This is a genomic window from Gilliamella sp. BG3 (genome assembly GCF_046635605.1).
Classification (GTDB): Bacteria; Pseudomonadota; Gammaproteobacteria; order Enterobacterales; family Orbaceae; genus Gilliamella; species Gilliamella bombi.
In genome coordinates, this window is the sequence record NZ_JBIDFE010000006.1 from 109,117 (window position 1) to 122,298 (window position 13,182).

Below are 13,182 nucleotides of genomic sequence, written 5' to 3' on the forward strand. Positions count from 1 at the left end.
TATATTTTTTAGTTTATTGATAAATAACCCCCAAACACACAGCTTGGCTTGCGCCAGTTACTTCGGGAATATTTGATGGAATATTGTTGATTCGGCAATAAGCAAGCCAAGCAAAGGCTATTGCCTCCATATCGTCTCCATTTATACCTTTTGTATCGGTTGTTAATACTGACCATGATGGTAATAATGCTGATAATCTTTGCATAATAAGTGGATTTTTAGCACCTCCGCCACAGACTAAAAGTTCGCAAGGTAATTTTTTTAATATAGATAATTTTTTGATTTCATTTGCAATTGATAAAGAGGTTAATTCAACGAGCGTTGCTTGAATATCTTCTGCTTTAAAATCCGTCCCTATTAATTTTTTATGTAACCATGGTAAATTAAATAACTCTCTACCTGTACTTTTAGGTGCTGGTATTTTGAAATAATCTTCATCAAATAATTTATTCAATAAGTCTTGATTAACTTTTCCTGTTTTTGCCCACAGTCCATTTTTATCATAGCTTTTACCTAGGTTTTGATTTATCCAGCAATCAAGCAGTACGTTTCCTGGACCTGTATCGTAACCAATAACAGTATGGTTAGGAATTAATACTGAAATGTTACTAATTCCTCCTATATTCAATACTACACGATTAATTTGTGGATCTTGTAGCACCGCTTTATGAAAAGCGGGGACTAGTGGTGCTCCTTGCCCTCCATAAGCCATATCTTTTCGGCGAAAATCAGCTATGGTGGTTATGCCTGTTTTTGCTGCGATAATATTGGCATCGCCAATTTGTTGGGTAAATGGGTTTTTACCGTTTGGTGCATGGTAAATAGTTTGCCCGTGGCAACCAATTGCTTTTATTTGTTGTTTATCAATTTTATTGTTTTTTAAAAATTGATTGATACTATCAGCAAATAATTCACCAAGTTGATGATCTAATTCACCCAAATTTTGTAATGTGGTTTGCTTTGTTTCACATAATGTTAATAATTGCTGCTTTAAGTTGGTGGGCATTGGGTAGCAACTACTAGCTATTGATGTGACATTTTTTGCGGTAATATTAATTATAGCAATATCAATTCCATCCATGCTGGTTCCCGACATTACGCCAATATATAAATTTTGCATATATCTATCCTTGTCGAATAATGTTACCTGTTTGAATATTTCTGATTTGAGATGGCTGTAATCTATTACCTGTTTGTCCTTGTAATATTGGAAAATTTTCACCAAATTGGCTAACGACATCACTTGCTGTTTTACAAGGTGGATAATTCGATAAATTAGCACTGGTTGAAACTATTGGTTTGCCATAAAGATCGCATAGTTTACAAACTAAGGGGTGATTGGTGACTCGTACTGCTATGGTGTCGAATTTACCAGTCAAAAAATAAGGTGTTTTTGTATTTTTAGGAAAAACCCAAGTAACAGGGCCTGGCCAGCTAGTAAGTGCTAACTGTTTTTGTTCATTAGTAATAGCTAATTCATCTATATAAGGGATCAGTTGTTGGTAATGGCTGGCAATTAAAATTAAGCCTTTATCTACTGAACGCTGTTTTAATTGTAACAGTTTCAATACGGCTGATTCACAATCAGGATCACACCCTAGACCGAAAACGGCCTCGGTAGGGTAAGCAATCACTTCGCCATTTTTTAAATAATTATTGATTTCTGATAGCGTTAATAAATTAGCCATAAATTTGAATACGAGCTGGGTACAATTGAGATTTATATTAAACTTAGGTTTTAGGTTTTGCAAATTTGCATGATTCATGCTTTTTAAAACTGGGTGGTGGTAGCATTATGCCCTATGGTCATTCCCAGTTCATTTGTGGAAAATGGTTAGTTGTAAGTTCAACAACTTGTTGCATATTGATAATTTTAAGCCTTGAATCAATAATTTTGCTTATTCCTCGGGCTTCTATATCGCTGTTGATGACGTAACAGTGTTTAGTTTTTTTTATAATATTATTTAATAATGGATTATTTTGTATAGCCAGAATAACGCCATTTTGCCAGAACAATACAACATCTTGAGCTGATATTAATTGTGGATTTATGGCTGATTGGTTTGCTGTTGATATAGTATGTAGCATTATTTTCACTTTTTATACTGAAACGTATAGTTACCTGAAACTTTTTTACAAAATCAAGCTCATTTTGGTTAGTACATCTTTGATGTTATTAGTATATAATAAGAACTATTTATTGAGCAAAGAATTCATCATGAAACCAGTTATTTTAAGCAATGAGCAACAAACGATTTTGTTTGGTAGTAAACTTGCCAAACTATGTTTAAACTATTTGTCCAAGCATGATGATACAATTATTATCTATTTAATAGGTGATCTAGGTGCAGGTAAAACAACTTTTAGTCGTGGTTTTTTGCAACAATTAGGTCATGTAGGTAACGTAAAAAGTCCAACTTATACATTAGTTGAACCCTATCAATTTGATGATTTTTCAGTTTACCATTTTGATTTATATCGGCTTTGCGATCCAGAAGAATTAGAGTATATGGGGATTCGTGAATATTTTTCTTCGCGATCAATTTGTTTGATTGAGTGGCCACAGCAAGCAAGTGGGATCTTGCCAAGCGCGGATCTTGAAATTCATTTGACTTATTTGGCGCTTGAACGTACTGCTTGCGTTCAGGCAATAAGCGAAAAAGGCAGCGAGATTATTAATCTATCATAATTGAAATAAACAATATAAAGACAATGAAAAAACTATTCACTTTTTTTATCTTATTACTGCTTTGTAGTTCTGCCTATGCAGCTAAAGTTGTGATTGCCGTTGATGCAGGGCATGGTGGTAAAGATTCCGGCGCAATAGGGAAAAATAAGTTATATGAAAAAACAGTTACGCTTTCTATTGCTAAAAAACTTACCAATTTATTAAATAAAGATCCTAATTTTAAAGGGGTGTTAACCCGTAGCAGTGATAATTTTATTTCTGTTTCACAACGCTCTGAAATCGCTAGAAAAAATAAAGCTAATTTGTTAGTTTCAGTTCACGCCGATGCTGCACCAAATCGGAATGCAACTGGTGCTTCGATCTGGGTATTGTCAACTAAGCGAGCTGACACAGAACTTGGTCGTTGGCTTGAACAAGATGAAAAACAGTCACAATTACTTGGTGGGGCAGGTGATGCGCTTAGCGATGATCATGATCCTCATTTAAGTCAAGCCGTATTAGATCTGCAATTTTCTTATTCTCAACGAGTGGGATATGAGTTAGCAAAACAAGTATTAAAAGAAATGAAAGGGATAACAAAGTTACATAAATCTGCTCCAGAACATGCAAGCTTAGGGGTATTACGTTCACCAGATATCCCATCGATTTTAGTTGAAGTTGGTTTTATCTCTAACGAAGGTGAAGAACGCTTACTAAGTAGTAATGCTCATCAAGATAAGATTGCTAAAGCTATCTATCAAGGTATAAAAAATTACGTTAAACAAAATCCAAAATTTGGAGAACAGCATTAATGGCAATTCATATTCTTTCTCCTCAATTAGCAAATCAAATTGCTGCTGGTGAGGTGGTAGAACGTCCAGCATCAGTCATTAAAGAGTTGGTTGAAAATAGCCTTGATGCGGGAAGTACTCAAATTGATATTGATCTTGAGCAAGGCGGCTGTAAATTAATTCGTATTAGAGATAATGGTTGCGGTATTGCTAAAGATGAATTAGCACTGGCGCTTGCTCGTCATGCGACAAGTAAAATCAGCAAGTTAGATGATTTAGATTCTATTATTAGCCTTGGATTTCGTGGTGAGGCGCTGGCGAGTATAAGTTCAGTTGCAAGATTGACATTAACTTCACGCACAGCAGAACAAACTGAAGCTTGGCAAGTTTATGCTGAAGGGCGAGATATGGAACCGGTGATTAAACCTGCTGCACATCCTGTTGGCTCGACTGTTGAAGTACTTGATTTGTTTTACAATACGCCTGCAAGACGCCGTTTTTTAAAAACAGAAAAAACTGAATTTATGCATATTGAAGAATTCGTTCGGCGTATTGCGCTAGCACGTCCTGATGTTACTTTTAATTTGCAGCATAATAGTAAACTTGTTAAGCAGTACCGTTCATCTACCCTTGAAAAAAGGGTAGAATTGGTATGTGGACGAGTATTTATGCAAAAAGCAGTCAAATTAGATTGGCAACATGATGATTTGTTCATTCAAGGTTGGGTAACAAGTAGTGAAGTTAGTAATTTGCAATATTTTTATGTTAATGGTCGAGTTATCAAAGATAAATTACTTAATCATGCATTGCGACAAGCCTATATAAGACGTGCGAATGAACAACAAAGTTATGTGGTGTTTTTACAAATAGATCCAAAACAAGTTGATGTTAATGTTCACCCTGCTAAACATGAAGTCCGTTTTCATGAGGCAAGATTGGTTCATGATTTCGTTTATCAAGCTATAGTTATGGCTCTTGAATCGGATTTATCTGTAACAGATGAAAAAGTAACAATAACACCTAATCGGCAAGCAGCTGGAGAAAATATCTTTAATCAACAGACGATTTCTAAGCCTTATCAAGCTAGTAACCAATTACCTAAAAAAACTAGTAATTATGCTAAAGAAAATGCGTTGTATGGTCAGTTAGTTAGCGTTGAATCTTCTTCTCAAAATATTGTACAACTTGAGCCAGAAAAGCCATTTTTATCGGTAGAAGAAAATGAAATAACTGAACCACAAAAAGCGGTTATTGAATCATTATTTCCTAAACGAAATTTACCATTGCAATCATTACAACAGCAGCTTGATAATTCATTATTAGTGACATTTGGACGGGTGTTAACTATTATTCAACCTGATATTGCATTGCTTGAAAAAAATGAAGATAATCAACAAAAATTAATGTTGATGAAGTTGCCTATTGCTCAACAAAAATTCGTTGCGATTAAATTATTGTCACAAGATTCTGAAAAATTGCTTATCCCATTAACAATTTTAATTAATAATAAGGAGCAGAAAGTCCTTTCTTCTTATCAGCCGCAACTAAATTTTTTAGGTTTTGATTTTTATATTGATAAAGCGAAGCTGTATTTGCAAAATGTTCCTAAAATGTTGCGTACTATCAATTGGCAACAATTATTGCCCGCTTTAATTGCTTTTATTTCTGATTCAAAAAATGAAGTTTTAGATCCAACGCAAATAGCGGCTTGGTTAGCTAATCAGTATTATGATAGTGTTACGATGAACTGGAGTGTAGTAAAAGCCATTCAGTTACTAGCTCAATTAGAACAAGTGGATATTAATCTGTTACAACAAGATTCATTTTTATACCCAATTGACATGCAATCTTTAACTCAATCGATTTATCATGAATAAACCAAAAATTATTTCGTTAATGGGGCCAACAGCATCTGGTAAAACGGCATTTGCTATGGCGCTTTATGATCGTTATCCTATTGATATTATTAGCGTCGATTCAGCTCTAATTTATCGTGGTATGGACATTGGTACTGCAAAACCGACTAAAGAAGAGCAACAAAAGTATCCACATAAATTGATTGATATTTGTGATCCTGCAAAAAGTTATTCGGCAGCTAATTTTAGACATGATGCCATTGTGGAAATTGAAAAAACCCTAAAAAAAGGGCGAATTCCATTATTAGTTGGTGGGACAATGCTCTATTTTAAGGCTTTAATTGAAGGGCTTTCACCGCTTCCTGCTGCTGATAGCGTAATTCGTAAGCAAATAGAGGAAAAAGCTAATAAATTAGGTTGGCAAGCGATTCACGAAGAGCTAAAAAAGATCGATCCAATTTCAGCTGAACGAATTCATCCTAACGATCCTCAGCGGCTTAATCGTGCTTTAGAGGTTTATTTAATTTCAGGCAAAAGTCTAACTGAACTTACACAAGAAAGTGGCGAAACATTACCATACGATATTATGCAATTTGCTATTATGCCGCAAGATCGTTCGCAATTACATGAACGTATTGAACAACGCTTTTTACAGATGTTGGATCAAGGATTTGAAAATGAAGTCAGAGCACTTATGCAGCGATCGGATTTACATTTAAATTTACCTTCTATGCGTTGTGTTGGATATCGTCAAATGTGGGAGTATTTAAATGGTAATACAAGTTATGATGAAATGGTTTTTAAAGGAATCTGCGCTACTCGTCAATTAGCTAAACGACAAATAACATGGCTTCGTGGTTGGAAACAACCTATTACGTGGTTAAACAATGATAATATGGATTCAATATTCCGAAACATATTTTAAGTGATAATTTTTATAGTGGTTTAATAATATACAATTGTAAATTTTTTCGTAGGTAAAGTTATGTATATTAGTGTCAGTATTTAGTATTTTTTTTACCTTTTTAGTTTAAATTTTTTAAAATTTTAGTTATTTGTGCATTAATTATAGTTGATTGGTTTAAGAGAAGCTTTTTTTATGTTATTTTGGTAGATACTAAAGATGTATCTGAAAATAGTATGTAAAATACATTAATTATTTATAAATGTATTTATTTTATCTTAATATAATTATTTTTAAAGGATAAACTCATGTCAAAAGGGCAGTCATTACAAGATCCTTATTTAAATTTGCTTCGTAGAGAGCATATTCCTGTCTCAATCTATTTAGTTAATGGTATTAAGTTACAAGGGCAAATTGAATCATTTGATCAATTTGTGATTTTGTTAAAAAATACTGTAAGCCAAATGGTATATAAACATGCTATCTCGACAGTCGTACCATCTAGACCTATTTCTGGATTGGTATCTCAATCCGAAGAGGAAAGCGAAAGCTGAATTTCAGTGGAGAATCTGATTGTTTGAGAGATATAAAGGCGGTGAATCTGCCTTATTAGTCCATGTATTCTTCCCTCAAGAGAGCAATATCGAGGATCTTAAAGAGTTTGAAATTTTGGTTTCTTCGGCTCAAATAGATATTCTCGATATTGTAACAACCTCAAGAAAAGTACCTCAAACCAAATATTTTGTAGGTGAAGGTAAAGCTCAAGAAATAGCAGAAAAAGTTAAACAGCTTAATGCTTCTGTTATTTTAGTAAATCATTCTTTAACTCCCTCCCAAGAACGTAATCTAGAGCAATTATGCAAATGTCGTGTTGTTGATAGAACAGGATTGATTCTTGATATTTTTGCTCAAAGAGCCAGAACACATGAAGGTAAATTACAGGTTGAATTAGCACAGTTACAACATCTTTCGACTCGTTTAGTTCGAGGTTGGACGCATTTAGAACGTCAAAAAGGTGGGATAGGTTTACGTGGTCCAGGTGAAACTCAATTAGAAACTGATAGAAGGTTGATTCGTCAACGGATTCAATTAATTTTATCAAGACTTGCTAAAGTTGAAAAACAGCGAAATCAAAATCGTCAATCACGAAATAAAGCAGATCTATCAACAGTCTCTTTTGTTGGCTACACGAATGCAGGTAAATCAACATTATTTAATGCGTTAACAAATGCTGATGTATATGCTGCTAATCAGTTATTTGCTACACTCGATCCAACGCTTCGTCGAGTTATTGTTGATGATGTCGGTGAAGTTGTTTTAGCTGACACAGTTGGTTTTATTCGCCATTTGCCACATGATTTAATTGCGGCTTTTAAAGCAACGTTATTAGAAACTCAACAAGCTGCATTGTTATTACATGTTGTTGATGCAGCAGATCCTAATTTATTAGATAATATGCATGCTGTTGATGAAGTTTTGCACGAAATTGATGCGCACGAAATTCCAACATTACTTGTTATGAATAAAATCGACTTGATAGAAGGCAAACAACCAAGTATTGATAGAGATGAAAACGGTATACCAATTCGTGTTTGGATTTCAGCGCAAAATAGTTTAGGATTAGATCAATTATTTATCGCTTTAAAAGAAAGGCTAGCTAAGCAAATACAAGTTTGCCACTTAAACTTACCTGCTTATTTAGCAAGATTAAGAAGTCGTTTATATCAGTTAAATGCGGTAGAAAATGAATTTATTAATGAGGATGGTAGTTTTCATCTAGATGTGAGAATTCCCTCTATAGAATGGAATCGCCTCTGTAAACAAGAACCAGATCTGTTATACTTGATCAATAAGCAAAATAACAACTAATTATCAAATGGAGCATATACAATATGGCGTGGAATCAGCCCGGCAATAACGGACAAGATAACGACCCATGGGGGAATAATAAAAAAAAGCCAACTAATCATTCATCTGATGGTTTATTTGATAAAGTTAAAAAATTATTAAAAAAAAATAATTTCGGTAATAATAATGGTTCCTCTGGAATTAAATTGCCGATGAGTACAACTAAAATTATCATATCTATAATTGCTTTACTTGTTGTAGTTTGGGCAGGAAGTGGATTTTATACCATTAACCAAAATCAACGTGGTGTAATTACTCGCTTCGGTCAAGTTCAATCTGAAATCATTCAACCAGGACTAAATTGGAAGCCAACTTTAATCGATAAAGTGTATATTGTTGATACACAGGGTATTCGAAATTTCAACGAAAAGGGACTTATTGTTACAGCTGGTGAAAATTTGGTTTTTGTTGATATAAATGTGCAATATAGTGTCAGCGATCCTTTAAAATATTTATTTAATGTCACTAATGTAGAAGATAGTTTGCGCCAAGCTGCCGATAGCGCCCTTAGAACGGTGGTGGCAAGTTCAAATATTGATGCGATAATTTCTGATGAACGTTCAGCTCTAGAACGTAGCACTAAAGATGAGTTAGTTAATATCATTAGTCCCTATGATATGGGTATTAATATTGTTAATTTGAATTTTCAAGTTGCTCGTCTACCAGATGAAGTGAAAGGTACTGACAATAAAACGCTTCATTCTCAAGACGATAGTGAGCGAGAAATCAAACAAGCTGAAGCTGATAAGGTGAAAAAAATTCAGCAAGCAGAAGAACGTTCAGCAGGAATTTTAGCTGATGCTAATGCATATAAGGTTAGAGTAGAACTTGAAGCTGCAGGTGATGTGGCCAGTTTTGAAAAAATCTTACCACAATATAAAGTAGCACCAGAAATTACTAAAGAACATTTATATATTGAAACTATGGAAAGAGTATTAACCAAAACTAATAAGATTATAGTGAATGATAAAAGTGGAAATTTGATGGTGTTACCGTTAGAAGCACTATTAAAAAATAAGAGTGAAAAAAATTCTCAAACAATGACGTTATCAAACCAAAATAGTGAATATAATTCCAATATGCTGAGCTCGTCTGAAACAGTAAAAGAACAGCCTAAATCAAAGCTGGAATTATCAAAAGAAAATAACACTAATAACACCATTAAAGTTGGCGAGACTACGCGGACTCCACGGTTTATGGGAAGATAAGGAGAAAAGCATGCGCAAATTATTGGTTCCTATAGTATTAATTTTGATTGGTGTGTTTTTTTCTAGCGCTTATGTTATTGAAGAAGGTACTCGTGGAATAGTTTTACGGTTTAATAAAATTATAGGATTATCTGAACCTGGATTATATTTTAAATTTCCAGGAATGGATAATGTAAAAATTGTTGATGCTAAAATAAAAACAATAAATAGTCCTAATAATGCTGGTCAAGAACAAAAATTTAGAACACGTGAAAATAAAGATTTAGTTGTTGATTATTTTGTACAATGGAAGATTATTGATTTTAATCGATATTATGAAACTATTGCTGCTGGTAATAGTATCGAGAACTTGTTGCTTGCTCGATCAAATGGTTGTTTAAGAACAGAAATTGAAAAATTAAATATCATTGATGTTGTTAATGATACGAATAATAACTCTCATAATTCTATAGTAACCCGTGTAAAAGATATTTTAAATAGCACGGTTAAAGAATTGGATAAAAGTAATTCGATTGAAAATCAAGCTAATAAAGATGAAAAAGCTTTAGAGGTTAATCAAGCGAGTATGAGACCTTTCGGTATTGAAGTTATTGATGTTCGCTTAAAGAAAGTTAATTTTCCTCAAGAAATGTCTAATTCTATTTATGAGAAAATGAAAGCAGAACGAAATAATGTGTTCCAAAATCAACATTTTCAAGGTGTTAAAAGAGCTGATGAAATACGAGCAGAGGCTACACTAGAAGTAACCAAAATATTATCTGAAGCTGAACGTCAATCTCGCTCTATTCGTGGTGAAGGTGATGCGAATGCAATCAAACTTTATGCTGATGCCTTTGGTAAAGATATAGAGTTTTTTAGCTTTATACGGAGGCTAAAAACTTATGAACGAAGCTTTACAGATAATGATATTGTAGTTATTAGCCCTGATAGTGAATTTTTTAAATATATGAAATTAAAATCTGATAATTAACAAAATGAGTAAATAGTCTATGAGTAATAATGTTGTTGTGTTAGGTACACAATGGGGTGATGAAGGAAAAGGTAAAGTTGTTGATTTACTTACGGAAAAAGCAAAGTATGTTGTTCGCTATCAAGGAGGGCATAATGCAGGTCATACATTAGTTATTAATGGTGAAAAAACAGTATTACACTTAATTCCATCAGGAATTTTACGTAATGATGTTATTAGCATTATTGCTAATGGTGTAGTGCTTTGTCCTGATGCTTTGATGAAAGAGATGAAAGAGTTAGAAAATAGTGGTATTCCTGTTAGGGAAAGACTCCTTATCTCTGAATCATGTCCTCTAATTTTGCCTTACCATATTGCATTAGATCAAGCTCGAGAAAAAGCTCGTGGCAATAAAGCTATTGGAACAACAGGGCGTGGTATTGGTCCTGCTTATGAGGATAAAGTTGCTCGCCGTGGACTTCGAGTTGGTGATTTACGTGATCGTCAAGCTTTTGCTGAAAAACTAAAAGATGTGATGGAATATCATAATTTCCAATTAGTCAATTATTACAAAACCGAAGCAGTAGATTATCAAAAAGTTTTAGATGCTACATTAGCTATAGCTGATATTTTAGTTGCTATGATTGCCGATATTCCTGCGCTTTTAGAAGATGCACGAAGAAAAGGTGAAAGAATTATGTTCGAAGGTGCACAAGGTACATTACTTGATATCGATCATGGTACTTATCCTTTTGTAACTTCTTCTAATACTACTGCTGGTGGTGTGGCAACGGGATCTGGTTTTGGTCCGCGTTATGTTGGCTATGTGTTAGGTATTGTTAAAGCTTACTCTACGCGTGTTGGTGCAGGCCCATTCCCTACAGAGCTATTTGATGAAGTTGGTGAGTATCTTTGTAAACAAGGTAATGAATTTGGTGCAACAACAGGTCGTCGCCGTCGTACTGGATGGCTTGATGCAGTTGCTGTGCGTAAAGCGGTACAACTTAATTCTGTTTCAGGATTTTGTTTAACTAAGCTTGATGTGTTAGATGGGCTGAAAGAAGTAAAAATTTGTGTCGGTTACCAATTACCAAATGGTGATGTTATCAAAAATGCTCCAGCTGCCGCTGAAGAGTGGAGCTTAGTTAAACCTGTTTATGAAACTATGCAAGGTTGGAGCGAATCAACTTTTGGTATTAAAAGCTATGATGCACTGCCACAAGCAGCAAAAGCTTATATCAAAAGAATTGAAGAGTTAACCGAAACACCAATTGATATTATTTCAACAGGTCCGGATCGCAATGAAACCATGATTTTACGTGATCCTTATCAAGCTTAATATTGATTAAAAAATCGGGATAATTTTCCCGATTTTTTATTTCTTGAGATATAACGATTAACTGTGTATGAGGGAATTATGGCTAAATTAGGTACTCCTTTATCACCGACTGCAACAAAAGTATTACTTTGTGGTGCAGGAGAGTTAGCTAAAGAAGTGGCGATTGAATTACAACGTTTTGGCTGTGAAGTTATTGCAGTTGATCGATACGCTAATGCGCCAGCAATGCAAGTAGCTCATCGGTATCATACTGTTAATATGCTTGATGGGGATGCTCTAAAAAAAGTCATTGAAATGGAAAATCCCGATTATATTGTTCCAGAAATTGAAGCTATTGCCACATCTACACTAGTTGAGTTGGAAAAAGAAGGATTTACTGTTATTCCAACAGCAAAAGCAACGCAATTAACAATGAATCGTGAGGGGATTCGCCGTCTTGCTGCAGAAGAATTAAAACTACCCACTTCACCTTATCGTTTCGCCGAAAACGAATTTGAATATGAACAAATGGTAAAAGAGATAGGTTTTCCATGTTTGGTTAAGCCAGTTATGAGCTCTTCGGGTAAAGGTCAATCTTTATTGCGTAGTGAAGCAGATATTAAATCTTCATGGATATATGCTCAAGAGGGAGGGCGCTCTGGTGGGGGTAAAGTAATCATAGAAGGTTTTGTTGATTTTGATTACGAGATTACTTTGCTGACTGTTCGGCATATTAACGGAGTTTCATTCTGCGAACCAATTGGCCATCGTCAAGAAAAAGGTGATTATCGAGAATCTTGGCAACCTCAGCAGATGCCTGAAAAAGCATTGAAACAAGCGAAAAATATTGCAACTAAAATAACAGAAGCATTAGGTGGACGAGGGGTATTTGGTGTTGAATTATTTGTTAAAGGGGAGCAAGTATGGTTTAGTGAAGTATCACCTCGCCCCCATGATACCGGTATGGTGACATTAATTTCACAAAACCTATCTGAGTTTGCATTACATGCTAGGGCAATATTAGGATTGCCAATTCCAATTATAGAACAATATGGTGCCTGTGCATCATCTGTCTTATTAATAGAAGGTAATTCCAAACAAATAACTTTTGCTAATATTGATAAAGCATTAAGCGAACCGCAAACTGATTTACGTTTATTTGGTAAACCAGAAGTAAAAGGAACAAGAAGAATGGGAGTTGCGTTAGCTAGAGCATCGACAGTTAAAGAGGCTACCAATAAAGCTATTAATGTGACAAAACAACTAAAAATAACCCTATAATGCCTAAATTTGTGTAAAAAGCAGTCATTCAACACAAAAAATTAAAAATTTCTAAAATAGGGGTTGACGTTCACATGTGAAGTGAGTAACATACGCAACCCTTGAGACAGCGAACTAAATCAACGAAAGGTTGACGAGGGATGTAAGCTGTTAGCTCTTTAAAAAGAAGAAACAGACAATCTGTGTGGGCACTTACGAGACAAAAGATTAAAGTCTACGGACAAAAATTAAGTCTTGATAAGTGACACTGAAGATTCATTTGAATATGTCAGAGACAGTTATTGAGCATCAAACTTTAA

12 protein-coding genes and 1 pseudogene are annotated in these 13,182 nt (G+C 34.4%); 10 read left to right on the top strand and 3 right to left on the bottom strand.

The window, feature by feature from the left end:
* Positions 1–13: 13 nt before the first annotated feature.
* The 3 genes from ACGH6S_RS04480 to tusB form a co-directional block, all read right to left on the bottom strand.
* Positions 14–1,120, bottom strand: a complete 1,107-nt coding sequence (locus ACGH6S_RS04480) for an anhydro-N-acetylmuramic acid kinase (RefSeq protein WP_411578405.1) — start codon at positions 1,118–1,120, stop codon at positions 14–16.
* A gap of 4 nt (positions 1,121–1,124) precedes the next feature.
* On the bottom strand, positions 1,125–1,688 hold the full coding sequence (locus tag ACGH6S_RS04485; RefSeq protein ID WP_065636380.1) for a Sua5/YciO/YrdC/YwlC family protein: 564 nt from the start codon (positions 1,686–1,688) through the stop codon (positions 1,125–1,127).
* A gap of 118 nt (positions 1,689–1,806) precedes the next feature.
* A complete protein-coding gene (gene tusB / locus ACGH6S_RS04490; protein WP_065590785.1) occupies positions 1,807–2,088 on the bottom strand; it encodes a sulfurtransferase complex subunit TusB in 282 nt (93 codons plus the stop codon).
* Between the two features lie 127 nt (positions 2,089–2,215).
* Between tusB and tsaE the strand changes: the two genes are divergently transcribed.
* The 10 genes and pseudogenes from tsaE to purT all read left to right on the top strand — a co-directional run bounded on the left by tsaE (position 2,216) and on the right by purT (position 12,883).
* On the top strand, positions 2,216–2,689 hold the full coding sequence (gene tsaE / locus ACGH6S_RS04495; protein ID WP_411578421.1) for a tRNA (adenosine(37)-N6)-threonylcarbamoyltransferase complex ATPase subunit type 1 TsaE: 474 nt from the start codon (positions 2,216–2,218) through the stop codon (positions 2,687–2,689).
* 65 nt (positions 2,690–2,754) lie between these two features.
* A pseudogene (locus ACGH6S_RS04500) lies at positions 2,755–3,459 on the top strand (N-acetylmuramoyl-L-alanine amidase); the annotation flags it as partial.
* A gap of 20 nt (positions 3,460–3,479) precedes the next feature.
* Positions 3,480–5,336, top strand: coding sequence for a DNA mismatch repair endonuclease MutL (mutL, locus tag ACGH6S_RS04505; RefSeq protein ID WP_296300548.1), 1,857 nt, complete (start codon positions 3,480–3,482; stop codon positions 5,334–5,336).
* On the top strand, positions 5,329–6,240 hold the full coding sequence (gene miaA / locus ACGH6S_RS04510) for a tRNA (adenosine(37)-N6)-dimethylallyltransferase MiaA (RefSeq protein WP_034911914.1): 912 nt from the start codon (positions 5,329–5,331) through the stop codon (positions 6,238–6,240). Before mutL ends, miaA begins: the two co-directional genes overlap by 8 nt.
* A 287-nt stretch (positions 6,241–6,527) precedes the next feature.
* Positions 6,528–6,773 (top strand): RNA chaperone Hfq, encoded by a 246-nt coding sequence (gene hfq, locus ACGH6S_RS04515; RefSeq protein WP_065590789.1) that lies wholly within the window; start codon positions 6,528–6,530, stop codon positions 6,771–6,773.
* Between the two features lie 19 nt (positions 6,774–6,792).
* Positions 6,793–8,088, top strand: coding sequence for a ribosome rescue GTPase HflX (gene hflX, locus ACGH6S_RS04520; RefSeq protein ID WP_085163813.1), 1,296 nt, complete (start codon positions 6,793–6,795; stop codon positions 8,086–8,088).
* A gap of 23 nt (positions 8,089–8,111) precedes the next feature.
* Entirely contained in the window at positions 8,112–9,335 is a 1,224-nt protein-coding gene (hflK, locus tag ACGH6S_RS04525; protein ID WP_174799302.1) for an FtsH protease activity modulator HflK, read from the top strand.
* A gap of 10 nt (positions 9,336–9,345) precedes the next feature.
* Entirely contained in the window at positions 9,346–10,305 is a 960-nt protein-coding gene (hflC, locus tag ACGH6S_RS04530) for a protease modulator HflC (protein WP_411578404.1), read from the top strand.
* 19 nt (positions 10,306–10,324) lie between these two features.
* Complete coding sequence (locus tag ACGH6S_RS04535; protein ID WP_174799303.1) at positions 10,325–11,623, top strand: adenylosuccinate synthase; 1,299 nt, start codon at positions 10,325–10,327, stop codon at positions 11,621–11,623.
* A gap of 78 nt (positions 11,624–11,701) precedes the next feature.
* A complete protein-coding gene (purT, locus tag ACGH6S_RS04540) occupies positions 11,702–12,883 on the top strand; it encodes a formate-dependent phosphoribosylglycinamide formyltransferase (RefSeq protein ID WP_174799304.1) in 1,182 nt (393 codons plus the stop codon).
* Positions 12,884–13,182 lie beyond the last annotated feature (299 nt).